The organism is Aquaspirillum sp. LM1 (genome assembly GCF_002002905.1).
Classification (GTDB): Bacteria; Pseudomonadota; Gammaproteobacteria; order Burkholderiales; family Aquaspirillaceae; genus Rivihabitans.
Map to the genome: position 1 here is coordinate 2,580,914 of NZ_CP019509.1, position 26,322 is coordinate 2,607,235.

Annotated in this window: 24 protein-coding genes; 18 read left to right on the plus strand and 6 right to left on the minus strand. The window is 63.1% G+C overall.

The features are described from left to right. Nucleotides 1-103 precede the first annotated feature (103 nt). The 6 genes from BXU06_RS11040 to BXU06_RS11065 all read left to right on the plus strand — a co-directional run bounded on the left by BXU06_RS11040 (nucleotide 104) and on the right by BXU06_RS11065 (nucleotide 5,664). Nucleotides 104-529, plus strand: coding sequence for a cytochrome c (locus BXU06_RS11040; protein WP_077299510.1), 426 nt, complete (start codon nucleotides 104-106; stop codon nucleotides 527-529). Nucleotides 530-571: 42 nt separating this feature from the next. Continuing rightward, a complete protein-coding gene (locus BXU06_RS11045; protein ID WP_077299512.1) occupies nucleotides 572-2,008 on the plus strand; it encodes a cbb3-type cytochrome c oxidase subunit I in 1,437 nt (478 codons plus the stop codon). 66 nt (nucleotides 2,009-2,074) lie between these two features. Continuing rightward, nucleotides 2,075-2,659: a cytochrome c oxidase subunit 3 gene (locus BXU06_RS11050; protein ID WP_077299514.1), complete on the plus strand. Its 585-nt coding sequence runs from the start codon at nucleotides 2,075-2,077 to the stop codon at nucleotides 2,657-2,659. 95 nt (nucleotides 2,660-2,754) lie between these two features. Next, nucleotides 2,755-3,033 (plus strand): cytochrome C oxidase subunit IV family protein, encoded by a 279-nt coding sequence (locus BXU06_RS11055; RefSeq protein ID WP_077299516.1) that lies wholly within the window; start codon nucleotides 2,755-2,757, stop codon nucleotides 3,031-3,033. Between the two features lie 2 nt (nucleotides 3,034-3,035). Next, nucleotides 3,036-3,824, plus strand: coding sequence for a CbbQ/NirQ/NorQ/GpvN family protein (locus tag BXU06_RS11060; RefSeq protein ID WP_077299518.1), 789 nt, complete (start codon nucleotides 3,036-3,038; stop codon nucleotides 3,822-3,824). A gap of 1 nt (nucleotide 3,825) precedes the next feature. Continuing rightward, nucleotides 3,826-5,664, plus strand: a complete 1,839-nt coding sequence (locus BXU06_RS11065; RefSeq protein WP_077299520.1) for a nitric oxide reductase activation protein NorD — start codon at nucleotides 3,826-3,828, stop codon at nucleotides 5,662-5,664. A gap of 243 nt (nucleotides 5,665-5,907) precedes the next feature. Here BXU06_RS11065 and BXU06_RS11070 read toward each other — a convergent pair whose 3' ends face one another. After that, entirely contained in the window at nucleotides 5,908-6,786 is an 879-nt protein-coding gene (locus BXU06_RS11070) for a hypothetical protein (RefSeq protein ID WP_171982198.1), read from the minus strand. A 399-nt stretch (nucleotides 6,787-7,185) separates the two neighbouring features. Here BXU06_RS11070 and BXU06_RS11075 point away from each other — a divergent pair, with 399 nt between their 5' ends. The 6 genes from BXU06_RS11075 (at nucleotide 7,186) to BXU06_RS11100 (ending at nucleotide 12,866) form a co-directional block, all read left to right on the plus strand. Further along, the gene (locus tag BXU06_RS11075; RefSeq protein WP_077299522.1) at nucleotides 7,186-8,910 is read left to right on the plus strand and encodes a nitrite reductase; all 1,725 of its coding nucleotides are present in this window, start codon (nucleotides 7,186-7,188) and stop codon (nucleotides 8,908-8,910) included. 47 nt (nucleotides 8,911-8,957) lie between these two features. Then, nucleotides 8,958-9,263: a c-type cytochrome gene (locus tag BXU06_RS11080; protein WP_077299524.1), complete on the plus strand. Its 306-nt coding sequence runs from the start codon at nucleotides 8,958-8,960 to the stop codon at nucleotides 9,261-9,263. After that, nucleotides 9,260-9,577: a cytochrome c gene (locus tag BXU06_RS11085; RefSeq protein ID WP_216352462.1), complete on the plus strand. Its 318-nt coding sequence runs from the start codon at nucleotides 9,260-9,262 to the stop codon at nucleotides 9,575-9,577. Before BXU06_RS11080 ends, BXU06_RS11085 begins: the two co-directional genes overlap by 4 nt. After that, nucleotides 9,574-10,737, plus strand: coding sequence for a cytochrome D1 domain-containing protein (locus BXU06_RS11090; RefSeq protein ID WP_077299528.1), 1,164 nt, complete (start codon nucleotides 9,574-9,576; stop codon nucleotides 10,735-10,737). Before BXU06_RS11085 ends, BXU06_RS11090 begins: the two co-directional genes overlap by 4 nt. Nucleotides 10,738-10,894: 157 nt before the next feature. Next, a complete protein-coding gene (locus BXU06_RS11095; protein WP_077299530.1) occupies nucleotides 10,895-11,878 on the plus strand; it encodes an Lrp/AsnC family transcriptional regulator in 984 nt (327 codons plus the stop codon). Beyond that, nucleotides 11,871-12,866, plus strand: a complete 996-nt coding sequence (locus BXU06_RS11100) for an Lrp/AsnC family transcriptional regulator (protein WP_077299532.1) — start codon at nucleotides 11,871-11,873, stop codon at nucleotides 12,864-12,866. Before BXU06_RS11095 ends, BXU06_RS11100 begins: the two co-directional genes overlap by 8 nt. A 14-nt stretch (nucleotides 12,867-12,880) precedes the next feature. On the opposite strand, the gene BXU06_RS11105 is transcribed toward BXU06_RS11100, so the two are convergent. Together BXU06_RS11105 and nirJ are read right to left on the minus strand one after the other, a co-directional pair. Beyond that, nucleotides 12,881-14,422, minus strand: coding sequence for a nitrite reductase (locus BXU06_RS11105; RefSeq protein ID WP_077299533.1), 1,542 nt, complete (start codon nucleotides 14,420-14,422; stop codon nucleotides 12,881-12,883). Beyond that, entirely contained in the window at nucleotides 14,419-15,681 is a 1,263-nt protein-coding gene (gene nirJ / locus BXU06_RS11110) for a heme d1 biosynthesis radical SAM protein NirJ (RefSeq protein ID WP_253189449.1), read from the minus strand. The genes BXU06_RS11105 and nirJ overlap by 4 nt, the downstream gene beginning before the upstream one ends. A gap of 105 nt (nucleotides 15,682-15,786) precedes the next feature. On the opposite strand from nirJ, the gene BXU06_RS11115 reads away from it, so the two are divergent. The 6 genes from BXU06_RS11115 to BXU06_RS11145 all read left to right on the plus strand — a co-directional run bounded on the left by BXU06_RS11115 (nucleotide 15,787) and on the right by BXU06_RS11145 (nucleotide 23,091). Beyond that, entirely contained in the window at nucleotides 15,787-17,409 is a 1,623-nt protein-coding gene (locus BXU06_RS11115) for a methyl-accepting chemotaxis protein (RefSeq protein ID WP_077299535.1), read from the plus strand. Nucleotides 17,410-17,485: 76 nt separating this feature from the next. Next, nucleotides 17,486-17,911: a heme-binding protein gene (locus BXU06_RS11120; RefSeq protein WP_077299536.1), complete on the plus strand. Its 426-nt coding sequence runs from the start codon at nucleotides 17,486-17,488 to the stop codon at nucleotides 17,909-17,911. A gap of 91 nt (nucleotides 17,912-18,002) precedes the next feature. After that, the gene (locus BXU06_RS11125; RefSeq protein ID WP_077299538.1) at nucleotides 18,003-19,001 is read left to right on the plus strand and encodes an Rpn family recombination-promoting nuclease/putative transposase; all 999 of its coding nucleotides are present in this window, start codon (nucleotides 18,003-18,005) and stop codon (nucleotides 18,999-19,001) included. Nucleotides 19,002-19,200: 199 nt separating this feature from the next. Continuing rightward, nucleotides 19,201-19,884, plus strand: coding sequence for a Crp/Fnr family transcriptional regulator (locus BXU06_RS11130; protein ID WP_077299540.1), 684 nt, complete (start codon nucleotides 19,201-19,203; stop codon nucleotides 19,882-19,884). 312 nt (nucleotides 19,885-20,196) lie between these two features. Continuing rightward, entirely contained in the window at nucleotides 20,197-21,360 is a 1,164-nt protein-coding gene (locus tag BXU06_RS11140; RefSeq protein WP_077299544.1) for a porin, read from the plus strand. A gap of 78 nt (nucleotides 21,361-21,438) precedes the next feature. Beyond that, on the plus strand, nucleotides 21,439-23,091 hold the full coding sequence (locus tag BXU06_RS11145; protein ID WP_077299546.1) for a fatty acid--CoA ligase: 1,653 nt from the start codon (nucleotides 21,439-21,441) through the stop codon (nucleotides 23,089-23,091). Between the two features lie 190 nt (nucleotides 23,092-23,281). Here BXU06_RS11145 and greB read toward each other — a convergent pair whose 3' ends face one another. From greB to scpB, 3 genes are read right to left on the minus strand one after another with little or no spacing between them, the layout of a single operon-like run. Further along, nucleotides 23,282-23,836: a transcription elongation factor GreB gene (gene greB / locus BXU06_RS11150; protein ID WP_077299548.1), complete on the minus strand. Its 555-nt coding sequence runs from the start codon at nucleotides 23,834-23,836 to the stop codon at nucleotides 23,282-23,284. Nucleotides 23,837-23,882: 46 nt separating this feature from the next. Beyond that, complete coding sequence (gene rluB / locus BXU06_RS18550; RefSeq protein ID WP_150125179.1) at nucleotides 23,883-25,730, minus strand: 23S rRNA pseudouridine(2605) synthase RluB; 1,848 nt, start codon at nucleotides 25,728-25,730, stop codon at nucleotides 23,883-23,885. Then, the gene (gene scpB, locus BXU06_RS11160) at nucleotides 25,708-26,289 is read right to left on the minus strand and encodes an SMC-Scp complex subunit ScpB (RefSeq protein ID WP_077299550.1); all 582 of its coding nucleotides are present in this window, start codon (nucleotides 26,287-26,289) and stop codon (nucleotides 25,708-25,710) included. The genes rluB and scpB overlap by 23 nt, the downstream gene beginning before the upstream one ends. Nucleotides 26,290-26,322 lie beyond the last annotated feature (33 nt).

Genomic DNA, 26,322 nt, shown 5'->3' on the forward strand with positions numbered 1-26,322 from the left:
CGAGCTGAAAATCGTTGATTCGAATCAATGCTATCCAGATGGCCAAATCCGTACAGTCCACGCTGAAACCGGCCCATGCCGGTGAAGACAACAGGAGGTCGTGATGAGCGCCAGCTTCACCAAATCAACCGCTCGCAACATCTTTTATGGTGGAGCGGTGTTTTTCTTTTTACTGTTTCTGGCTTTAACCCTGGACACGGTGCAAACGCTGCCCAAACGGGATAACCGCGCCAACCTGACAGAACAGGTGGCACGCGGCAAAAACCTGTGGGAAGTGAACAACTGCATCGGCTGCCACACCCTGCTGGGTGAAGGCGCGTACTTTGCCCCCGAACTGGGCAATGTCTACCAGCGGCGCGGGCCGGAGTTCATCAAGGCCTGGATCAAGTCGCAGCCTACCGGCACGCCGGGCCGCCGGCAGATGCCGAACTTTCATCTGAGCGACGCCGAGCTCGACGACCTGACCGCGTTCCTGAAATACGCCTCTGAAATCAACACCAACCAATGGCCCCCGAATATTGAAGGCTGATTCTGGCTGTTATTCAGGTAACCCTTTACAAGGAGACGTTTGATGTCCACCTCCGCAACGGCCATCCACCACCCCGGCAGGGGCACAGTGGCGGCCAATATGCAAATCAAGTACCGCTCGCAGATGGTCGCCAAGCCGTATTTCATGGCTGCGATTGGCTTGTTTGTCGGCCAGATCATTTTTGGCCTGATCATGGGCCTGCAGTATGTGATCGGGGATTTCCTGTTTCCAGAAATCCCGTTCAATGTAGCCCGCATGGTCCACACCAACCTGCTGATTGTCTGGCTGCTGTTTGGCTTTATGGGCGCGGGCTACTTTCTGATTCCGGAAGAATCCGAACGCGAACTGCACAGCCCAAAGCTGGCGATGATCACCTTCTGGGTGTTCCTGCTTGCCGGCGCACTCACCATTGTCGGCTATCTGGCAGTGCCTTACGCCACACTGGCCAAGATCACCGGCAATGATTTATTGCCCACCATGGGCCGCGAGTTTCTCGAACAACCCACCATCACCAAGATTGGCATCGTGCTGGTGGCACTGTCCTTCCTGTTCAACCTGAGCATGACCGTGCTCAAGGGGCGCAAGACCAGCATCAGCATGGTGATGATGCTCGGCTTGTGGGGGCTGGCGCTGTTCTTCCTGTTCTCGTTCTACAACCCTCATAACCTGGTGCTGGACAAGTATTTCTGGTGGTGGGTGGTGCATCTGTGGGTGGAAGGCGTGTGGGAACTGATCATGGGTGCCATGCTGGCCTTTGTGCTGGTCAAGGTGACCGGGATTGACCGCGAAATCATCGAAAAATGGCTGTACGTGATCATCGCCATGACGCTGATTTCCGGCATCATCGGCACTGGCCACCATTATTTCTGGATTGGCACACCCGAATACTGGCAGGTGTGGGGCTCGGTGTTCTCTGCGCTGGAACCGATTCCGTTCTTCATGATGACCCTGTTTGCCTTTAATGTGGTGAACAAGCGCCGTCGCGAACACCCAAACAAAGCCGCCGTGCTGTGGGCGCTGGGCACTGGGGTGATGGCCTTCCTGGGGGCGGGCGTGTGGGGCTTTTTGCACACCCTGGCCCCGGTCAACTACCTGACCCACGGCACGCAAATCACCGCCAGCCACGGTCACATGGCGTTCTATGGCGCTTACGCCATGGTGGTGATGACGATGATCTCCTACAGCATGCCGCTGATGCGTGGCCGCGAAGCCAACAGCAATGCTGCGCAAGTGGTGGAAATGTGGTCATTCTGGCTGATGACGGTGGCGATGGTGTTCATCACCCTGTTCCTCACCGCCGCCGGCATCCTGCAGGTGTGGATGCAGCGCATGGGTGACAACCCGCTGCCCTTCATGGTGGCGCAGGACAAGATTGCCTTCTTCTACTGGCTGCGTGAAGCCGCCGGCGTGGTGTTCCTGATTGGCCTGGTGCTGTACATCGTCAGCTTCTTTGTCAAAGGCGAGCAGCGCACGGCATAAGCCAAACACTCTCCGCTTCACCCCCTGACGCGCCCACCCCAGGGCGCTTTTTTCATCGAGCCCACCATGCCTTGTGCCGCCCGCCTGCCCACGCCCAGCCGCCACTTGCCCGGAGATCTGGCCATGTGGCTGTTCATTCTGGCCGAGCTCAGCGTATTTGCGCTGTTCTTTGCCCTGTACGCAGTGGCGCGGCTGCGCCAGCCGGCGCTGTTTGCCGCCGGCCAGGCCCAATTGCCCCTGCTGTCGGCGCTGGTGAACACCCTGCTGCTGATCGGCGGCAGCGCCGGCATGGCCGCTGCAGTGCGCGCCTTTGCCGCTGGCCAGCTTCGCCGGGGAGAACACGGCCTGCTGGCCACCCTGGCCTGTGGCGCGCTGTTTGTGCTGATCAAGGGCGCGGAATTTGCCGATAAATTTGCCGCTGGCCTGACCTTGTCTACCAGCGACTTCTGGATGTTTTATCTGTCACTGACAGTGTTTCATTTTATGCATGTGCTGCTAGGCATGGTGATTGTGGCCGCAGTGTGGTTTCACGCCCGACGCGGCGCGTATGGCGCAGCGAATCAGGCCGGCGTGGAAACCTCTGCGGCCTACTGGCATATGGTGGACCTGGTGTGGGTGGTGTTGTTTGCGCTGGTGTATGTGGCGCGATGAATGCCTACGGTGATGCGGCGTCAGCGCGCGTGCCGTGCCTTGAATCTTATCCGCCATCAAGGCAACACCCGCCCCCACTGCGGCATCATCGGCACATGACTTCTTCTCATTCTCCCGCGATGACCCCGCGCCCAGTATGGCCGGTCTGGCTGTACCTGAGTGCGCTCACCCTGGCGCTGGCCGCCCTGGCCGAATGGCACAGCCATGCCGCCCTGGCAGTGGTGGCGCTGGGCGGTGCCTGGCTTAAGGGCGTGGCCATCATCGAATCCTTCATGGCCTTGTGCGATGCACCGGGCTGGCTGCGCGCCTCGGTGCACGGCTGGCTGGCGCTGCTGTGCGGCGGACTCTCCGCCAGTTTTCTGTCTGGAGGCTGAACATGGTCGAAACCATCATCCCGTTTTACCAAGCCAGCGCTGACGAGTGCGAGGTGTTCGAGCGCGCCTGGCAACACCAGCTGCCCATGCTGATCAAGGGCCCCACTGGCTGCGGCAAAACCCGCTTTGTGGCACATATGGCCGCGCGGCTGGGCCTGCCGCTGTTTACCGTGTCCTGCCACGATGACCTGTCGGCGGCTGATCTGGTGGGGCGCCACCTGATTGCCGGCGGCGACACCCGCTGGTGCGATGGCCCGCTCACCCGCGCGGTGCGCGAAGGCGGCATCTGCTATCTGGACGAAGTGGTTGAGGCACGCAAGGACACCACCGTGGTGCTGCACCCGCTGACCGACGACCGGCGGATTTTACCCATCGAGCGCACTGGCGAGGTGCTGCCTGCGCCCCCCGGCTTTATGCTGGTGGTGTCGTACAACCCCGGCTACCAGCATGTGCTGAAAACCCTGAAACCCTCCACCCGCCAGCGTTTTGTGGCACTGAGCTTTGATTTTCCGCATCCCGACGTGGAATGCGCGGTGGTGTGCCACGAAGGCGGGGTGGACGCTGCGCTGGCCCAGCGGCTGGTGGCGCTGGCCGGACAACTGCGCCGGCTGACCGGCTACGATCTGGACGAAGCCGCCAGCACCCGGCTGCTGGTGTATGCCGCCAAGCTGATGGCCAGCGGCATGGACGCACGCCGCGCCTGCCGGGTGGCGCTGGTCGAACCCCTCTCGGATGAACCGGACACCCTGGCGGCGCTGATGGCCGTGGTGGACACCCAGTTCGGAGCCTGACATGGAAGACCTTGTTGGCCGCTGGTGGGATCGGCTGATTCGTCGCAGCGCCTACCGGGGCTACCCCGATGCCGCCGTGACGCTGGCCGAACTGGAAAAGCAGGCGCCGCTGTTTTTTCGGGCCATGGGGGGGGATCCTGCACTGACCCTGCGCACTGCCGTTGGCGCTGCCCATGGCGCCCGACGCCGGCTGCTGGAGCGGATTGCCGGCACGGGTGAGCAGGTGGAGCTGGCCTGGCGCGACGGCCAGTCACTCTATCTGCCCGAGCGCCTGGACCTCTACCCACGCGCTCCACTCAACCGCGACCTGTATTTCTGGCTGATGGCGCTGGCGGCCCAGCCGCAGCCACCGGCACACGCCGCTGGCGACTGGCTCAGCCGCAACGCCCACGCCAGCGCTGCCTGCCTGCGAGCCATGCCCGGTCTGGCCGCGCTGTACCAGCGGCTGGTGGATGCGCTGCTGCCGCTGCGCGAACTGCCGCGTCAGGCCGACGCGCGGACGCAGGAGCTGGCCATTCGTCACGCCCTGCAACACCCGGAACATGCCGCGCCGCTGCCGGCCAGCCGCCAGCCACCGCAACCGGTGCTGCTGTGGTTGCACCCCAACCCGCCCGGCCACAGCAGCGCACCGGCGGGCCATGACGTGGCCCATCCGGATGACGAAGACGCCAGCCACAGCCGCGATGGCAAAAAACGCCGACGCTACCGCGCCCGGCAAGACACCCCGGACGAGCGGCAAAACGGCATGCTGCTGGTGTTCCGCGCCGAAAGCATTTTTACCTGGGACGAGTATGTGCGGGTCAATCGCCATACCGACGATGATGACATGGACGACAACGGCGCCGCCGCCGAGGACATGAATACCCTGACCGTCAGCCGCGACAGCCGCCGCCGCGCCAGCCGGCTGAAATTCGACCTCGACCTGCCCGCCGCCGCCTACGACGACATCCCGCTGGGCAGCGGCATCCTGTTGCCAGAATGGGACTACAAGCGCCAGCGCCTGGTGGCCGACCATGCCCGCATCCAGCCCATGCTGCCGCGCGACGCCAGCCCGGCGGCGCTGCCCGAACGGCTGTTGCCAATGGCCAGACGCCTGCGTCGCCAGTTTCAGGCGCTGTCGCCCGAACGCACGCGCAAAAGCGGCGAAACCAGCGGCCCGGACATTGATCTGGACCGGCTGATCCGCTTTCTGGCCGAACGCCGCAGCGGTGTGGCGGTAGCCGAGCCGGCGCTGTACCAGGCCTGGCCGCCCGGCGGGCGCAGCATGGCCTGCCTGCTGCTGGCCGATGTGTCACTTTCTACCGAAAGCTGGCTGGGCGAGGCCGGGCCGGTGATTGGGGTGATCCGCGACAGCCTGCTGCTGTTTGCCGAAGCGCTGGCCGCCTGTGGCGATGCGTTTGGCCTGTACGGGTTTTCGTCCATCCGCCGTGACGAAGTGCGCTTTTTGCTGCTGAAAGACTTTGCCGAACGCTACGACGACACTAGCCGAGGGCGGATTCTGGCCCTGCGCCCCGGCTACTACACCCGGATGGGGGCAGCCATCCGCCAGTCCACCCGCATCCTGCTGGAACAAGCCGCCCAGCGCCGCCTGCTGCTGATTGTGTCGGACGGCAAACCCAACGATCTCGACCACTACGAAGGCCGCTACGGCGTGGAAGACACCCGCCAGGCGGTGCTGGAAGCCCGCCGCGCCGGGCTGATTCCGTTTTGCGTGACGGTGGACCGCGAAGCGGGTGAATACCTGCCCCACCTGTTTGGCCGGCGCGGCTATAGCGTGGTCCACGACGCCCGCCGCCTGCCGCAGGTGCTGACGAGGTTATATGCGGGGTTGACGGGGTGAAAAGGGGAAAGAAGCTGTACTGTGCTTGTGGCTTTGGACAAAGGCAAACGTCAGCCAAGCACAGGATATTCTAGAGAGCCGGCCAGTCGCACTGTTATACTCAACGCGCAGCCCTAGGCTTGTCCTCTCCCAGCCATCTTACTGGTGATGACACTAGGTTCGTTTTGGCCCTGTCTCGTGCAGGGCCGCCCTCATTCCTGACACACCCGCCTGTTGGCGGGTGTGTTGTTTTCTAGCCAGCGATTACAACAGTGCCGTCAAATACGGCAGCGCTTTTGCGCTGAGCACTCCGCCGACTGCGTTTTCCAGCACGGCCTTGATGCTTTGGGCTGTAGCCTTGATGATGGCCCACTTGGGTTTTGGCGAAGCAGCCTGCGCCTGCAAAGTCGCCAGATCTGCTTGCAACTCCTCGCGCGCCTCAGCCTCAATGTGTTCTTGCTGGATGGCTTCGCGCAGCACTTCAATCAAGGCCGATAGCGCTGCGGTGTCACCACCGGTCTGTGTTTGGGTTTGCTGTGAGCCATTCGACCCGATCTGGATTTGGGAGCCGCTCACGTCCCCAAAGTGGTAATGCTGTTCTTGCACGGTTTGCTTCTCCTGTGGAGTGAATGTCATGCCTTCGCCGAGGACGCCTTTGACCTCCAGATCAAGCGCCCATTCGAGCACTCGGGTTTTCACTTGCTCGAGGATGCCCTGCTGCTGTATGTCAGAGAGTACGCGTACAGGGTGCATACGGAAGCCATATTTCTCGTACGCCCGCTGCGTAAATCTCTCGTCAATGCTAGTGGGAACAGAGTAGATGGTGATTTTGTCCTGCGCACAACGCATCAGTTGTGACACTGAGTCTCTAACCGCAAAGTTAGAGAACAGCTCAATCATCTCTGGTGAAGTAGGAAACTGAATTAAGTTACCTTTCTCGTCCAGTCCCATAAACCTTGCTCGCACCCGCCGATACTCAGGCACATCATCCGATTTGTACCCCTTCAGCTCACTGCTAATCCAATCGGTCAGCTCAGACACGCCCAGACGTTGCGCAACAACCAATGCCCGGCGCAACACATCACTGGGCAACGTTGACGACTCCATCGCTGCATTCACTAATTCAGGGACAAGGGCAGGCATTTTTCCTCTACGCTCCGTGCGGTCAGTCATATTGCCAGCACATGATTATCCGTCATTCTGGCGGCAGCCGCCGCGTTTTAGGGATACGCTGAAAAAATCGTCATTCCCGCGAAGGCGGGAATCCAGGGTGTTGATTTTGCTGGGTTTTGCTTTTGGCAAACACGATTTTTCTGAATAAATCAGCGCGTCCTTAGCGCTCATCTTCCTGATTTATTGGCGCACAGCAAAAAAACCGCCCAAATGCCCCCGTCACCGGACACTTTCCGCCACTCTCCCCCACAAAGTTCCCCACCCCGCCCGCCGGCCTGAAAACCATTGATTCGGATCAATGATGGCGGTTTGCCGGCCAGAGGATGATGTCCGCATTCCTTCTTTCGTAGCGTGGTGGAGCAGACAACAATGAGACACACCCTGAACCCCTTGGTCCGCAGTCTGGCATGGGCGATGCCATTGATGGCGGCGGCGTCGCTGGCGGTGGCGGCGGATGGCAAATCGGTGAGCCAGGCGGACATGGCTTATCAGGCAGGCGGCTCGCCGCTGGCCAAAGAAGCCATGCACCAGAACATCAATCCGAAAGCGCCGCCGATGACGGCGGTCGAGTTCGAGCGCGCCAAGCAAATCTACTTTGAGCGCTGCGCCGGCTGTCACGGCGTGCTGCGCAAGGGGGCCACCGGCAAGGCGCTGACCCCAGACATCACCCTGGGCAAGGGCACCGATTACCTGAAGGTGTTCATCGCCTACGGCAGCCCGGCTGGCATGCCCAACTGGCAGACGTCCGGCGAGATGAGTGAGCAGGATGTAGACTTGATGGCGCGCTACATCCAGCAAGAACCGCCTACTCCGCCGGAATTCTCGCTGGCCGATATCGAGAAATCGCGCAAAGTGTATGTGCCGGTGGACAAACGTCCGACCAAAAAGATGAACAACTACAACCTGGACAATCTGTTCTCGGTCACCCTGCGCGACAGCGGCGAAGTGGCGCTGATTGACGGCGACAGCAAGCAGATCATCAATATTGTCAAAACCGGCTACGCCGTGCATATCTCGCGGCTGTCCAAATCCGGGCGCTATCTGTACGTGATTGGCCGCGATGCGCGGCTGAACCTGATTGACCTGTGGCTGCCCACGCCGGACAACGTGGCTGAGGTCAAGGTGGGGCTGGAAGCGCGCTCGGTGGAAACCTCCAAGTACAAGGGCTTTGAAGACAAGATCGCCGTGGCCGGCACCTACTGGCCGCCGCAGTTTGTCATCATGGACGGCGACACGCTCAAGCCACGCAAAGTGGTGTCCACCCGAGGCATGACGGTGGATAACGAATACCACCCGGAACCACGCGTGGCCTCGATTGTGGCCAGCCATTACCGCCCGGAGTTTGTGATCAATGCCAAGGAAACCGGCAAGATCATGATGGTGGATTATTCCGACCTGAACAACCTGAAAACCACCACCATTGATTCGGCCAAGTTCCTGCACGATGGCGGCTTTGACAGCACCGGGCGTTACTTCCTGGTGGCGGCCAATGCCTCCAACAAGATCGCCGTGGTGGACACCAAGGAAGACAAACTGGCCGCGCTGGTGGACGTGGGCAAGACCCCGCACCCAGGGCGTGGCGCTAACTTTGTCCACCCAAAATACGGCCCGGTATGGGCCACCAGCCATCTGGGGGCCGAAGACATCACCCTGATCGGCACCGACCCGGTGAAACACAAGCAGCAGGCATGGAAGGCAGTGGAAGTGCTCAAGGGCCAGGGCGGCGGTTCGCTGTTTATCAAAACCCACCCGAAATCGAAAAACCTGTGGGTGGACACTCCGCTGAACCCGGACGCCAAGATGAGCCAGAGCGTGGCGGTGTTTGACATCAATAACCTGAACAAGCCGCCGCAGATTGTCGATGTGGCCGCCTGCGCCCAGCTGGGCGACGGTGCCAAGCGCGTGGTGCAGCCGGAATACAACAAGGCCGGCACTGAAGTGTGGTTCTCGGTGTGGAGCGCCAAGGACAAGGAATCGGCCATTGTGGTGGTGGACGACAAAACCCGTCAGTGCAAGCAGGTAATCAAGGACAAGCGCCTGATTACTCCCACCGGCAAGTTCAACGTGTTCAACACCCAGCACGACGTGTATTGACCTGACTGCGCCGCCCTGGCGGGCGGCGCGCCTGACTGGAGAGTGTCATGCGTATTTTTTCCCTGTCCTTGCTGGCCGCCCTGGCCAGCGCCGCCAGCCTGCCGGCGCTGGCTTCGGCTGATCTGGCCAAGCAGCACAACTGCCTGTCCTGTCACAGCGTGGACAAAAAAGTGGTCGGCCCCTCGTATAAAGACATCGCCGCCAAGTACAAAGGCCAATCGGTCGAAGCCGCATTGATCGACAAAATCAAGCACGGCAGCAAGGGCGTGTACGGCCCCATCCCGATGCCGGCCAACGCCAATGTGCCGGACGCCGACGTCAAGACCTTGGTGAAATGGATTCTGGCGCAATGAACTGGCGCGCGCTGGCCGTGCTGGGCCTAGCCCTGGCCAGCGCCGCCCACGCCGCCGAGCTGGCCCCGGCGCGCGCGGCGGCGCTTACCCACATGCTGCATCAGGAATGCGGTGCCTGCCACGGCCTGCGCCTGACCGGCGGGCTGGGCAGCCCGCTGACCGCCAGCGCGCTGGCCGACAAACCCGCCAACAGCCTGGTGGCCACCATTCTGGACGGTCGCCCCGGCAGCGCCATGCCGCCGTGGCGACCGTTTGTCAGCGCCGACGAAGCGCGCTGGCTGGTTGAACAACTGCAACAAGGACGCCTGCCATGATCGCCCGACTGCTTTCCATCCTGAGCGCCGCGCTCTGCCTGTGGCTGGTCGCCTGCACCAGCGCGCCGCTACGCGGCACCGGCGATCTGGGCGTGGTGATCGAACGCGCACGCGGCAGCGTGCAGATTGTCGAGCAACGCGCCATGCGCAGCCTGGGCCGAGTGGACGGCCTGGGCGATTTATCGCACGCCTCGGTAGTGTTCTCGCGCGATGGCCGCTACGCCTATGTGTTTGGCCGCGACGGCGGCTTAAGCCAGGTGGATTTGCTCAGCCAGCGGCTGGTCAAGCGGGTGATGCAGGCCGGCAACAGCATCGGCGGGGCGATTTCCAGCGACGGCCGGATTGTCGCCGCACAAAATTATCAGCCCGGTGGGGTGAAGCTGTTTGACGCCGACACGCTGGAACTGCTGGCCGAGGTGAGCACCGGTGGCTCAAAAGTGGTAGGCCTGGCCGACCTGCCCGGCAACCGCTTTGCCTTCAGCTTATTTGAAGCCGGCGAAATCTGGCTGATCGACGCCCGCCAGCCGCGCACGCCACAGGTCACCCGCTACCCGAACATTGGCCGCCAGCCCTACGACGGCCTGGCCAGCCAGGATGGCCGCCACTATCTGGCCGGTCTGTACGGCGAAGACGGCCTGGCGCTGCTGGACACCTGGCAGCCCGAGCGCGGCGTGCGCCGCATTCTGGATGGCTACGGGCGCGGGCAAGCCGCGCTGCCGGTGTACAAAATGCCGCACCTGCGCGGCTGGAGCCTGGCCGGCGACTACGCGTTTTTGCCGGCCATCGGCCACCACCAGGTGCTGATCACCGACCGGCGCAGCTGGCAGGAAGCCACCCGCGTGCCGGTGTACGGCCAGCCGGTGTTTGTCATGGCCGAGCCGGGCGGACGGCGGGTATGGGTGAACTTTGCCTTTCCGCATAACGACACCGTGCAGGTGATCGACGTGCCCAGCCGGCACATCGTCGCCACCCTGAAACCTGGCCGCGCCATCCTGCACATGGAATTCACCGCCCGTGGCGACGCGGTATGGCTGTCCAGCCGCGACGACAACCGCCTGACCGTGATCGACACCGCCACGCTGAACACCGTAGCCGAACTGCACGCCGAACAACCCTCGGGGATTTTTTTCACCTGGCGCGCGCAACGGATGGGGATGTGATGGGGAGCCACAGCGTGTGCTGGCCGGCACTTCGCCGAGATGCCTGGACGCCCGCCTGTGCAGAAAGGGTGGGGATGGGGGTGACGGGTGTCGGTGCATGGTGGATACCCATGGCACATTTGGTACACACAAGCGCTGAGATTTTTCGGAGTTCGCCATGAACGCACTCGCTTCCCATGCCTTGCCGCTGGCCTTGCTGGATCGCCATCAGCGTGATTTTCCGTTGTGTCCTCGCCCCTACGCCGAGCTGGCCGGGCAATGCGGCGAGCAGGAAAACGATGTAATGGCGGCGTTATGCCGCGCTCAACAAGCCGGAGTGCTGGCGCGCATTGGCGCGGTGTTTGCCCCCAATACCGTGGCGGCCAGCACGCTGGCGGCGCTGGCCGTGCCACCCGACCGGCTGGCGGCTGTCGCCGCGCAGGTGAGCGCACGGCGCGCGATCAGCCACAACTACCAGCGCAGCCACGCCTACAACCTGTGGTTTGTCGCCAGTGCTGCCGACCGCGCCGCGCTGGACGCGCTACTGGGTGAGATAGCCGCCGACACCGGGCTGGCGGTGCTGGATTTGCCGCTGGAGCGGGAGTACCACATCGACCTGGGCTTTGCCCTGTGCGCCGACGCCACCGCCACACCGCGTCAGCGCGATTACACCCCGCGCACATTGCCGCCGTTGACGCCCGCTCAGCGGGCGCTGCTGGCCGCGCTGGGTGCTGGTCTGCCGTTGACGCCGCGTCCGTATCTGGCGCTGGCCAACGCCTGCGGCCAGTCCGAGTCCTGGGTGCTGGACACCCTCAGCCACTGGCAGGCCAGTGGGGTGATCCGCCGGTTTGGCATGGTACTGCGCCACCACGAACTGGGTTATCGGGCCAACACCATGTGCGTGTGGCAGGTGCCGCTGGCCGAGCGTGACGCCATGGGCCAGCAGCTGGCACAAGACCCGGCAGTCACGCTGTGCTACGCCCGCCCGGCGCGCGGCGCGCACTGGCCGTACACCCTGTTTGCCATGGTACACGGCAAAACCCGCGACGCGGTTGACTGCGACATCGACCGGCTGAACCGCAACTACGCGCTGACCGGCCTGCCACAGCAGCGTTTGTACTCCCTGCAGCGCTACACTCAGCGAGGCCCGCACTATGCTTGACCCCACCGTGCAAACGCTCAATCCACTCGATCAGGCCATCGTCGACCAGTTGCAGGGCGGCTTTCCGCTGCTGCCCGCGGCATTTGACCACGCCGCCGCGCCGCTGGGCATTCGCGGCGAGACGCTGATCGCCCAGCTGGATAGCCTGCTGGCGCGCAAAGTGCTGACCCGGTTTGGCCCGATGTTCCAGATTGAGCGCATGGGCGGCGCCTTTGTGCTGGCGGCGCTGGCGGTGCCTGAGGCGCGTTTTGCCGAAGTGACCGAACAGGTGAACGCCCTGCCGGAAGTGGCGCACAACTACCAGCGCAACCACCGGCTGAACATGTGGTGTGTGCTGGCCACCGCCCAGCCCGATGGCATTGCCCGTGCCTGCGCCCGGATTGAAGCCGATACCGGGCTGGCGGTGCAGGCGTTTCCCAAGCTGCGCGAATACTATGTGGGCATGCGCTTTGGCGTGGGTGGCCATGCCCCGGTGGGCGTGCTCGACCGTGCCCCCGACGCTGACACCAGCCCGCTGACGCTGGACGGCGACGACACTGCACTGGTGCGCGCCTGCCAGGCTGGCCTGCCGCGTTGCCCGCGCCCGTATCAGGCGCTGGGCGACCTGCTGGGCTGGTCAGAAAGCCAGGTGATTGCCCGGCTGCAGGCCCTGCTGGAGCACGGCGTGATCCGCCGCATCGGTGCGGTGCCCAACCACTACGCCATTGGCTACACCGCCAACGGCATGGCGGTGTTCGACATTGACGACGCTGACATCGACGCCTGCGGCCAGCGCCTGGGCGCACTGCCGCAGGTCAGCCACTGCTACCAACGCCCCCGCCACCTGCCCGACTGGCCGTACAACCTGTTTGCCATGTGCCACGGTAGCAGCCATCAGTCCGTGCTGGCCGACGTGGCCGAACTGCGCCGCCAGCTGGGCCGCGCCTGCCGGGGCCATGATGTGCTGTTTTCCACCGCCATCCTGAAAAAGACCGGGCTGAGGATTTAGGCCAATCAGAGTGTTCAGTGACTGGTCCCCTCCGAGCGGCGGGTCTTGTTGTACACATTGTATTTGCCAATCGGCTTCATCATCGGCAGCGCTGCCACTTCACGCAGGGTAACCGCGTCCACCACCACCAGTTCGCCCGGGCTGTCCATGATGCTGACCAGTGCGTAGCGACCATCGCGGGTGAATTCCACATGGGCATTGGTCTTGCCCGGACGCAGGCTAAGCTGATGCGCCACCGTCAGCGTGCGCTTGTCAATCAGCGTCAGCGTGTCGCGCCGGGGGCTCATCATCGCATCCACCCAGGCATACGGGGTGCGTTCGTGGCTGCGCAGAAAAAACCCCGGCCCAGGGGTGTCAATCTGGGCCACGCTTTGCCAGTTGCTCATGTCGATCACGCTGACCCGCCCGGCTTTCAGGTTGGGGGTGGCCAGCAGGGGATGGCCGTCGCGGCTGAAGGTGATGCCCGAACCCAGATGCGGCATGCCGTCCAGATTCAGGCTGGTAATTTTGCGACGGATGTCCAGATTGACCACTTGCGCACGGCCATCGCGCGAGGCACCGATCACATGGCGGTAGTCGGGGTCAAAGAAAAAGTCATCCAGCACCGCCTCCAGCGGCGTGCGCCGGGGGGTGAGAAAACCCGGTTTGGCCAGCGCTTCGCCCATGGCGTAGTCGTGAACATAGCCGTCGTACACCGGCTCGGCGTTTGGGCGGTAAGAAATCTCCCAAAGCTCTGGCACGTCCTTGAGCGCCACCACAAAGCTCTGACGCGGTGCGGCGTCATACACCGCTGACACCCGCGATGGCTGGCCCTGCAAGGAAGTCACTGCCAGGGTTTTCACTGGCTTGAGGCCGTGGGCGTCGAGCAGCACCAGGGTTTCCGGCAGGGTATTGCCGGCCAGCACCCAGCGCCCGTCGGCAGAAACAGCAAGATTGCGCGTGTTCAATCCCACGCGAATTTCCGCCACGGTTTGCAGGGTGTGCAAATCATACTGGCTGACCCAGCCGTCGCGGCTGGCAAAGTAGACAAAACGCCCATCCGGGCTGAATTTTGGCCCGCCGTGCAGGGCAAAGCGGCTGGCAAAACGGGCCAGCACGGTAAAGCGGTCGCCATCAACAATCGACACATGGTGGTCGCCGGCTTCCACCACCACAAACAGATTGAGCGGGTCGGCGTGATGCAGCGGCGTGAGCGGCAGGCTGGCCAGCGCCACCGGCTGCACATGGCTGGCGAGCATATCGGCATCGCCCCAACGCGGCGGTGTGTCGGGCGGGGTGCGCAGCCAGTCGGCCAGCGTCTGGATTTCACCCGCCTCCAGCTGGCTGGCAAAGCCGGCCATCTGCGTGGCCGGGCGGCCATCACGGATGGTGGCCAGCACCTCTGCCGGCTTAATCCGCTCCAGACTTTGCGGCAGCAGCGCAGGGGCCATGGCACCCAGCCGTTGTTCACCATGGCAGCTTTGGCAATGCTGCTGATACAGCGCCTGTGGCGGCGCAGCATGGGCGGCCAGGCTCAGCGTCAGGCCGGCCAGCAAAACACCAAGAACGGGCTTCATGCGCTCACCTGCGGCTGGCGCTGCCAGCGGGTCAGTTCAGCCAGCGGATATGCGCCTTCACGCAGGCCCAGTTCGTCATCGCGTAAATAACACGCCGGATCCGCCGCCCAGAAATCTCCGGTCAGCGCCCAGGCGCGCACCCGGGTATTGCCATTGCACACCGGCAGGTAGGCACATGCGCCGCAACGACCGCTGACCGGGCGCGGATGCTGTTTCAGCCCGGCCATCAGCGGGTGGCTGACATCCGGCCAGATGGCCGAAAAGGGCCGCTCGCGGACATTGCCCAGAGAGATGTCCCACCACATGGTGTCGGGGTGAACATTGCCCAGATTGTCGATATTGGCCACGTTCACCCCGCTGGCATTGCCGCCCCAGTGGCGCAGCCGGGTGTGCAGCGCGTCCAGCTGCCCGGGAAAATGCCGGGCGGCCCACTGCAGCAGATACACCGCATCGGCGTCGTTATTGCCGGTGACAAACTCTTTGGGCTGGCCGGCCTGCAAATGGCCCAGACAGGTTTCGATCAGTTGGTCCATTGCCCAGCGCGTGCGCGCGTGGCGGGCATCGCTGTCGCGGTGCTTGTTGCCGCGCCCGGCGTAGTTCAGATGAGAAAAATAGAACTTGTCGATACCCTCGTTGGCCACCCACTGCAGCAGCGCCGGCAAGTCGTCGGCATTGTCCTCGGTCATGGTATAGCGCACCCCCACTTTCAGTCCGGCGTCACGCGCCAGGCGAATGCCGGCCACTGCCTGGTCAAAGCCGCCGGCCAGCCGGCGAAAGCGATCGTGGGTAGCACCGATGCCATCGAGGCTGACGCCCACATAATCAAACCCCACCTCGGCCATGTACGCCGCCATCGCCGGATCGATTAACGTGCCATTGCTGGACAAACCCAGATAAAACCCGAGCGCCTTGGCGCGTGCGCCAATGGCAAAAATATCCGGGCGCAACAACGGCTCGCCCCCCGACAGAATCAACACCGGCACACCAAACCCACGCAGGTCATCCATGACGGCAAACACCTCGTCGGTGCTCAGTTCCCCCGGAAAATCCTTGTCAGCAGAAATCGAATAACAGTGCTGGCAGGTCAGGTTGCAGCGGCGCACCAGATTCCAGATCACCACTGGCCCAGGCGGGCGGCGTGGCGGACTGATTGGGCCGGGATGCAGCAGGGTGTGCAGATAAGTGGTCAGGCGCAACATGGCGGCACTCGGGTAGCGGGGAATGCCTGCATCGTCGCCTTCCCGCCGGGGGCAAGGCATTGATATGCATCAAGGCTGGCCACCTGACCGGATCAGACCGGGTGGTGTTGACACAATTACTAACAAATTAGCAATCTAACCACAAAACCCTCACGAGGAGACACCATGAGGCTGCACCTGAGCATTGGCAAGAAACTGCTGCTCCTGATTGCGCTGGCGGTGGGCAGCCTGCTGATTGTCGGCGGCGTGGCGCTGGATCAAATGGGCAAGATGGAGCAAAGCCTGAACCAGACCAACCAGCGCATCATCCCGGCCATCCGCGCCGTGCACCAGCTGCAAAGCGACTTCACCCAGGTGCGCATCACCCTGCTCTACCACATCCTGCTCACCGACCCGGCCAGCATGACTGCCAATGAACAACAGCTGGCCACGCTCCGGCGCTCGCTCGCCCATCAACTGGCGGCTTATCAGCCACTGGTCAGCGATGCCCAGGAACAACGCTACCTGGACCATAGCGCCGCGCTGCTCAAGGAGTATTTTTTCATGGCCGATCAAATCATCGCCCTGTCGCAGCGCAATATGGACGATGCCGCCACCGGGCTAGCGCAAGAAAACAAGCCGATGATCGACCAGCTGGCCAGCACCCTTGGCGAACATGTGCGTTACAAGGAAACGCAGGCGCAGCAGCATGGGGCCGCATCGCAGGCAGATCATCACTTTGGCCTGCGCCTGCTGTGGTCGCAAATTGTGCTGGCGGTGCTGTCCACCGTGGCGCTGGGCGTGCTGGTGCATCGCGGCGTAACCCGCTCGTTGCGGCAGATGCTCACCCTGTTCAACACCGTGGAACAACGGCTGGACTTTACCCTGCGCCTGCCAGTGACTGGCCGCGACGAAGTGGGCCAGACCAGCCAGGCACTGAATGCGCTGCTGGACAAATTGCAGGCCAGTTTCCGCCATATCCACACCCAGGCCGCCGACCTGGCCGGCAGCGCCAGCACCATGGCGCAGATTGCCGGGCACTTGTCCACAGCCTCGCGCACACAAAGCCAGGCGGCCCGGCAGATTACCGACACGGTGCAGCAGCTGGGTGCATCGGCCAGCCAGGTGGCAGATTCAGCCGATCACGCCCGCCAGCTCTCCGCCACTGCGCTGCAGCAAGCGCGCCACAGCGAAAGCATGATGGAACACACTGCCGACGCCATCCACAGCCTGGCCGCCACCGTCAACACCTCGTCGGCGCAGGTGCGCCAGCTGGATGAACGCAGCGCCAGCATCAATAGCGTGCTGACGGTCATTGGTGAGGTGGCGGCACAAACCAATCTGCTGGCGCTCAATGCCGCGATTGAAGCCGCCCGCGCCGGTGAACAAGGGCGCGGCTTTGCCGTGGTGGCCGACGAAGTGCGCAAGCTGGCCGAGCGCACCGCGCTATCCACCGATGAAATCGGCCAGACCCTCAGCGCCATGCGCAGCAGCGCCAGCCAGACCGTCAGCGTGATCGACAGCGCAGTGGACCAAGTGGACAGCAGCGTGGCCGGCGCACGCCAGGCCAACCAGGCCATGCACCATATTGGCAGCAGCGCCGAGCAGATTGCCAGCGTGGTGGACAATATCGCCCAGGCAGTCAGCGCGCAAAAAACCGCCAACCATGCCATCTCGCGCGATATTGCGCAGATTGCCGATATGTCGCAGCACAACACCGAACTGGCCGCCAGCACGGAAGCCACCGCCGCGCAGCTGGCGCAACTGGCCGATGACATGGCGGCGGTAGTCGGGCAGTATCGGGTGTAGCCGGCAGGCCATGATGGCCCGGCGGCGGGACGGCGGCTCGCTTAGCGTCGCGCTTAACCACCAGACAAGTACAACCATGACCCCACTCCTGTTTGCCTCGCTGCCGCTGGACAGCGCCGACACGCTGGCCAGCCAGGCCATTCACGCCGCCCAGCAAGCTGGCGTGGCCATTTGCGTGGCGGTGGTTGACCACGCCGGCCACACCCTGGTGGCCAAACGCATGCCCGGCGCGCCCTTGCATTCGCTGGACATTGCCCTGGACAAGGCATTTACCGCCGTCAGCTTTGGCTTTCCCACCGGCGACTGGCAGGCCCGGCTGGCCGAGCGCCCGTCGCTATTGCGCCATGGCCTGAACCAGCGCCCACGCTTTATCGGATTTGGCGGTGGCCTGCCGGTATACCACGACGGCCAGCGGCTGGGGGCCATTGGCGTTTCCGGCGGCAGTGAAGCGCAGGATGTGGCATTTGCCCAGGCCGCGCTGAGTGCGTCCGGGGTGGTGTAAGCCCCCTGGTGGTGTTGCCGGGCGTGCATCCCTGCCGAAACGAGCACAGCAGCAGCTTGAGCCCACCCATCCGCCACGCTACACTGCCGTCATGGCACACCTCCACGACAACGGTTATAAATACCTGTTTTCCCACGCCGAACTGGTGCAGGAACTGCTGGAAGCTTTTGCCCCGCCGGGGGTGTCTGCTTTGTTGGATTACACCACCTTGCGGCTAGAAAACGGCAACTACGTCACCCCGGCGATGAAGCCTCGGGCGGATGATCTTGTCTGGTCGGTGGAGTTGCAGGGACGGCGGATTTACTTGTATCTGCTGCTGGAATTCCAATCCACCCCAGACGACACCATGCCGGCGCGCATGCTGCAATATGTGGCCGCGCTGTACGATCATCTGCTGCGCAGCAAGGCAGTCAATCCCGCCGAAGGGCTGCCCCCGGTATTGCCCATCGTGCTGTATAACGGCGACGCCCGCTGGCGGCAAAGCAGCGAACTCTACGATCTGATTCGCGTCCATCCGCAGGTGCTGAAAGCCTTTCAGCCCCGGCTGAAATTCTGGCTACTGGACGAAGGGGCATTCCCCGCTGCCGAGCTGGAAGACACGCAGCGCGTGGTAGCGGCCATCTTTCGCTTCGAGCACACGCCAGATAGCGCAGCGGCCAAGCAAGCCATCCGTTGTCTTGCCCAAGCGATTGCCCAATCGCCATTCAAGCAGCGCATCGACCGGGTGGTGACGCGCTGGATAAAACACCGGCTGCAGAGCAAAATGCCCGGACTGGCCGTGCCCGATGCCGAAGAATTGACGAAAGGGATGGATATGCTGGAAACCAATATTGACCGCTGGGAAGCGCAGGCGATTGCCAAGGGGATGGAGCAGGGTATTCTTCAGGGGATGCAGCAAGGTATTCAGCAGGGGATGCAACAGGGTGAAGCCTTATTGCTGCAACGACTGTTGACCCGCCGTTTCGGTGTGCTGTCGGCCACGCAGCTGGCCAATATTGCCGCTGCCACGCCGGCCCAGCTGGAAACCTGGGGCGACCGGGTGCTGGAGGCCAAATCGCTGGATGAGGTATTTGGCGACACCCGGCACTGAGCGTGGATTCCCCGCTACCCCTCTTCCGCCACAATGAGCCGCCACACACAAGCGGCGATGAACCGCCCAGGCCGTGATGGCTGACCGGCCAGCGGTGATGCGATTGCCCTGTAAGCCATCCGGCCAAGTGACGCCCCCCGCCTGGCACGCTACCATGCAGCATTGCGCCCAAACCGGGCGCGTGCTGACGGATTAAGCCATGAGCCAGATCGACATCGCCGCCCTGCTGCACCACCAGCCGATGTTCCACCAACTCAGCGATGCCCAGATTCAGGCCTTGCTGCCCGCCACCCGCGAAGTGCGCGGACAAAAAGGCCAGGTGATCTTTCATCGCGGCGACCCGTGCGACGGCCTGTATCTGGTGGTGTATGGCCGGGTCAAGCTGGCCATCACCTCGGCGCAAGGCACCGAGAAAGTGATTGAAATCATCCATCCCGGCCAGAGCTTTGCCGAAGCGGTGATGTTTCTGGGCACCCCCTGCCCGGTGATGGCGCAGTTTCTGGAAGATGGCCTGCTGCTGCAAGTGGACGCCCGCTCGATAGACCAGGCCATGAGCACAGACCCGGCCTTTGCCCGCCGCCTGCTGGCCGGCCTGTCGATGCGCCTGCACAGCCTGATCCGCGATGTTGAACGCTACTCGATTGAAAGCTCCACCCAGCGTGTGCTGGGCTACCTGCTGCAATGCACCGACCCGGAACACGGCCTGCAACAGGTGGTCACCCTGCCGGTGAACAAAAACCTGATTGCCTCACGGCTCAATCTCACCCCGGAAACCTTTTCGCGGGTGCTGCACCAACTGAGCGACGCCGGCCTGCTGACGGTGAATGGTCGCGATATTACCTTGCTGGATCTGGATAAAGTGCGGGGGTTTGGGTGTAGTTGAGTGAATCACCGGCGCAGCTTTTGTGGCCCCTCCTGCGCCGTCTTGATTTCCAGACAAACCGTCTCACTATCGAGACAAATAAAACATCAATTAATCAAACACTTAGCCTAAACCCTCCCACGCCGTCCAGCCTAGCTGACAGCCTGCGCGCCTTTCGCCCGGCTTGACCAAGCCAAAACCGCACATTCCCCCATCTTCCAAATAAAAATCCCTTGCAGATCAAGCCACTGGTCGCACATGGCCCCGCCCTTGCAATAGCACGGCGCGCCGTGCAATGCGGCGACAACAAAAAACCACAAGGGAGAAATTACCATGCAAGCCATTTTCCGGCTGGCCGCCATCGCAGCGGCCTGCGCCAGTGTGTCGGCACTGGCCGACACCACCATTTACGGCAAGGTCAACCTGTCACTGGAACATGTGGCCGCCAAGGGCGCAGGCAATGGCCAGGACATTGCGCCGATGCAACGGGTGACCAGCAACCTGTCCTATATCGGCTTCAAGGGCGAAGAAAACCTCGGCAATGGGCTGAAAGCGGTCTGGCAGGTCGAACAGGACATCAACCCGGACAACTGTAGCGGCAGCTGCGGCGGCTTTGCCAACCGCAATTCGTTTGTCGGCCTGAAGGGCGACTGGGGGCGGATGATTGCCGGGCGCTACGATATGTACTGGACCTCGCATATTGCCGGCATGGACAGCCGGATTATCGGCGCGGGCCTGGCCGGGTCGATTCTGTCGGTGTTTGGCACCTTTGGTGGTTACAACCCGACGCCAGGCAACAGCCGCCGCGCCACCGCCGCGCTGATGGGGGGCCGGGCGGTGAATGTGCTGCGCTATGACACGCCCAATCTGGATGGCTGGAGCGGCAGCCTGAGCTACGCCACCGGCGAAGTACGCGGTGCCAACGGCAGCCCAAGCGCCTGGCAGGTCGAATCCGATTACAAAAAAGGCCCGCTGGTGGCCAATCTGGCCTATCTGCACGCCAATGACAGCAATGGCAGCCTGACCAACACCAGCGGTGCCGCCTACGACGGCATGCGCACCGACGCGGCCAAGCTGGTGGCGGCCTGGCGTTTTGATCAGGGCACCCTGATCGGGCTGGGCGCGGAATACCTGGCCACCCGCTATCCGGAAGGCGGCAAGGTGCGGCGCATGGCCTATGCGGCTCACCTGGGGCAGTCGCTCAGCCCGGCGGCGTATGTGGGCATGAGCCTGGGGCGCGCCGGCAAGATTCATAGCTCGCTGGCCGGGTCGGCCAGCACCGAAGACAGCGATGCCCGCTTCATCAGCCTGATTGCCAGTTACCACCTGTCCAAGCGCACCATGGTCTACGCTGAATATGCCCGCCTGTTCAATGCGGCCAACGCCGGCTATTACTTTGTGTCCACCGGCAACCTGAACAACGCCAGCGCCGGGCTGGTGGCCGGCAAGGGCGCTGACCCGCGTTCGCTGATGATTGGCATGAACCACGTATTCTGAACCCGGCCCAGCCGACCCCATTGTGTTTGACCGCCCGTGCGGCCCTGCCGCACGGTGCGCCAAGGAGCTGAACCTATCATGAGTTTGACCATCGCGGCCCACGCCGCTGCCCAGGCCTATGGCTACCCGCTGCTGATCAAGCAGCTGCTGCACACCACGCTGACCCAGGCCAGCAGCCAGGAAATTGTTTACGCTGACCGTTTTCGCTATACCTACGCCGACTTCAACCGGCGCATCCAGCGTCTGGCCAATACCCTGGCCGGGCTGGGGGTGACCATGGGCGACACCGTGGCGGTGATGGACTGGGACAGCCACCGTTATCTGGAAAGCTATTTTGCCGTGCCGATGATGGGCAGCGTGCTGTTCAATGTGAATGTGCGCCTGTCGGAAGACCAGATCGTCTACACCATGAACCACGCCCGACCCAAGGTGCTGCTGCTGAATGCCGAGTTCCTGCCGGTGTTCAACGACATTCGCGCCCAGCTGGAATCGGTTGAGCAGGTGATCCTGCTTAACGACGGCGAGCCGATCGACCCGGCCAGCCTGAATCTGGCCGGCGAATACGAAGCCTTGCTGGCGGCCAGTGCCGACAGTTTTGCCTTTCCGGATTTTGACGAAAACACCCGCGCCACCACCTTTTACACCACCGGCACCACCGGCCTGCCCAAAGGCGTATTTTTCAGCCATCGCCAGCTGGTGCTGCACAGCCTGTCTGCCGCGCTGGGCCTGGCCAGCAGCGCCGAACATGGCCGGCTGCACCGTGAAGATGTGTACATGCCGATTACGCCGATGTTCCATGTGCACGCCTGGGGCATTCCGTATATCGCCACCTTGCTGGGCATCAAGCAGGTGTATCCGGGCCGCTATCTGCCCGACACCCTGCTCAAGCTGATTGAGCAGGAGCAGGTGACCTTCTCGCAATGTGTGCCGACGATTCTGCATATGCTGCTCAATCATCCACGCGCCAAGAGCATGGATCTGACTGGCCTGAAAATGGTGATTGGCGGCTCGGCGCTGACCCTGGGGCTGGGCGAACAGGCGCTGAGCCGTGGCATTGATGTGTTTGTGGGTTATGGCATGTCGGAAACCTGCCCGATCATGAGCCTGTCGCGGCTGACCCATGCCCAGCTGCAATTGTCAGCAGCCGAGCAGATTCCGTTGCGGATCAAGACCGGCCAGGCGATTCCGCTGGTGGACCTGCGCATTGTGGACGACCAGATGGCCGACCTGCCGCACAACGGCAGCCGTACCGGCGAAGTGGTGGTGCGCGCGCCGTGGCTGACCCAGGGCTATCTGCACAATCCGGCAGCGTCGGACGAGCTGTGGGCCGACGGCTATTTGCACACCAACGATATCGGCATGATGGATGAACACGGCGTGCTGCAGATTACCGACCGGCTGAAAGACGTGATCAAGACCGGTGGTGAGTGGATTTCGTCGCTGGAGCTGGAGTCACTGCTGACCAGCCACCCGGCAGTCAGCGAATGTGCGGTGATTGCCATCCCCGACGCCAAATGGGGCGAACGCCCCCTGGCGCTGGTGGTGCTGAAACCGGGCGAAAACGCCAGCGCCGAAGACTTGCGCGCGCATATGCTCGGCTTTGCCGAACAGGGGCATATTTCCCGTTGGGCGGTGCCGGAACATATCCGCTTTGTTGATGCGCTGGCGCGCACCAGCGTGGGCAAGCTGAACAAGCGCGCGCTGCGTGAGCAGTTTGTTGACAGCCAGTAAGCTGGCGCACGCCCTGGCGCACGCCATCGCCGCTTGAGTTTTCCTTGGGTCGGCGGCTTGGCCCGGCCAGCGTGCATCACGCCGGCCAGGCCAATCCACTGGCCTACAGCCGTCAGGGGGCACACTGGCGGTTGTCTGCCTCCCTTTGCAGGGAGGCTTTTTTACCTCTGGCGCAGATTTATCCAGCACCTCAATCCAGCACCTCATAGCGCACTTCCAGAATCTCGATATCCTCGTCGCCCTCCGGCCCGCGCAGCACCACACTATCGCCTTCGCGTGCCTTGAGCAGCACCCGCGCCAGCGGGGAAATCCAGCTGATGCGGTTGCGCGGCAGGTCAATCTCGTCCACGCCAACAATCGACACCGTCTGTTCCTGGCCATTGCCACGCAGCAGCAGCACGGTGGCACCAAAAAACACCTGGTCGCTGTCGCGGCCAGCCGAATGCACCACTTCGGCCAGCTCCAGCCGCTTGGTCAAAAAACGGATGCGCCGGTCGATCTCGCGCATGCGCTTTTTGCCGTACAGATAATCACCGTTTTCTGAACGATCGCCATTGGACGCGGCCCAGGACACGATGCTGACGATTTCCGGGCGTTCGCGGTGCACCAGGTGATACAGCTCGTCCTTGATCCGCTGCCAGCCTGCCGGGGTCAGGTAGTTCTTGCTCGACTGCGGCAGTTGCTGGTCAGCGGGCAGGGCATCGTCCGCGTCACTGTCGGTTTCTCGGGTAAAGGCCTTGCTCATGGTCGATGGCTTTCAGGCGAGGTGGGGCGCGCAATGCCCCATGGCCTCAGTCTTTTTGCTGGCCGGTCAGCGACAGGCCAGCCCATTTCATCACTTGTGCCACTTCCACTTCGTCCAGCTCGTGGAATTTGCCGCGCTTGAGCCGGGCCGGGAGGTGCAGCGAGCCAAAGCGCACGCGGATCAGCCGGCTGACGGTCAGGCCAAAGAATTCAAACAGGCGGCGCACTTCGCGGTTGCGGCCTTCTTTCAGCACCACGCGATACCAGCGGTTGGCACCTTCGCCACCCTGTTCGGAAATATGCTGAAAGTGCGCTTCGCCATCATCCAGCGCCACGCCACGGGTGGCCTGCTGCATTTGCTCCGGGGTGAGTTCGCCCAGGGTGCGCACCGCGTATTCGCGCTCCACTTCAAAGCTGGGGTGCATCATCCGGTTGGCCAGCTCGCCCGAGGTGGTGACAATCATCAGCCCGCTGGTGTTCACGTCCAGCCGGCCCACGGCCACCCATTTGCTGCTGCGGGTTTGCGGCAGGCGGTCAAAAATGGTGACCCGACCTTCCGGATCATCACGGGTGACGATCTCGCCTTCCTGCTTGTGGTAAATGATGATGCGCGGCAGGCGGTCAGGCCATTTGATGAAGATTTGCCGACCCTGAATCCGCACCTTGTCGTCCGGACCAATCTTGCAGCCCAGTTCGGCCACCTTGCCATTCACTTCCACCAGGCCGGCAGCAATCTGTTCTTCCATATCGCGGCGCGAGCCAATGCCGGTCAGTGCCAGGGCTTTTTGCAGGCGCATGTCCGGCATGTATTTGGTGTCCACCCGCTTGTCGCGCAGCTCGCGGGAGATTTTTTCTTCTTTCAGCGAGCCATGGCGCTGGGCCATCTTGCGCGCACGCGGCACCTTGGCCGGGCGGCTGCTCGGGGTGAAATACAGCTTGCCGCCAGCAGCCGGGCGCGGGCTGCGGGCCGGGGCACGGACTGTGCTGGTGTCTTCTTCGCTCAGCGGGCGGACGGTGCGCGGCTTGACCTGATGGGCGGCGGCGTCACGACGCTGGGCCGGCGGCGTTGGGCCGCCACGGGTTCCAAACGGCTTGCTGCTGCGCGGCGGGCGTGAACCGTCCGGGCTGTGGCCAGTCGGGGCACCATCGCGACGTGGCTCAAACGGCTTGCCGCTGCGCGGTGGGCGTGCGCCATCTGGGCTATGGCCAGTCGATGCACCGTCACGACGCGAGTCAAACGGCTTGCCGCTGCGCGGTGGGCGTGAACCGTCCGGGCTGTGGCCAGTCGGGGCACCATCGCGACGCGAGTCAAACGGCTTGCCGCTACGCGGCGGACGGGAGCCATCCGGGCTGTGGCCACCCGGCGCGCCGTCACGACGCGAGTCAAACGGCTTGCCGCTACGCGGCGGACGGGAGCCATCCGGGCTGTGGCCACCCGGCGCACCGTCGCGACGCGAGTCAAACGGCTTGCCGCTGCGCGGCGGGCGCGCACCATCCGGGCTATGGCCAGTCGGCACGCCGTCGCGACGTGGCTCAAACGGCTTGCCACTGCGCGGCGGGCGCGAACCGTCCGGGCTTCGGCTGTCCTGGCGCGGGCTGAAACCGTCACCGCGCGGGGCTCGGCTGTCTGCCGGCGGACGAGAGCCGGGCGCGACAAACGGCTTGGCACCAGGGCGCGGGGGCCGGCTGTCGCGGCCTTCGGCGCTGGCAGCGGGTGAGCGACCTGCCGGCGGACGGGGTTTGCGGGTGGTAAAGGCGTCAGACGGATGGCGCGGCGGGCCGCCAGCCTGGCCACGTCCCTGCTGCGGACTGCGCGGGGCTTGCGGCTGGTCACGGCGGGTGCGGGCCACCGGCTGGCGTGCGCCGCCGGCATTACTCGGTTTCGGTTTCGACATGTTCTTGTTCTGCTTTCTCAGGGACAATCAGGGAGCCCAGTTCAACCAGGGCAGGCAGGTCTTTCAGACTGGCCAGGCCCAGATCATCCAGAAATTTTCGGGTGGTAGCGTACAGGCCGGGGCGACCGGGCACTTCCTTGTGGCCGATCACTTCGATCCAGCCGCGTTCACTCAGGGTCTGCATCACCGAACTGGACACGGTGACGCCACGAATGGCTTCGATATCGCCACGGGTCACCGGCTGGCGATAGGCAATGATGGCCACGGTTTCCATCACCGCGCGCGAGTAGCGCGGCGGTTTTTCCGGGTTAAGCCGGGCCAGATAGGGCTGAAACTCGGCACGGGCGCGAAAGCGCCAGCCGGACGCCAGCTTGACCAGTTCAATGCCGCGCCCCTGCCAGTCGGCCTGGATTTCTTTCAGCAGTTCGTCAATCAGCCCATTGCTCAGGGTTTCGGTAAACAATCGTTTCAGGTCATGCACCGACAGGGGATCCTGCGCGGTCAGCAGCGCCGTTTCCACCACCTGCTTCAGGTGCTTCAAATCGGTGAAGGAGCTCATAACGTTCAAGTGTAGCTGGAAATGCGCCGCTGT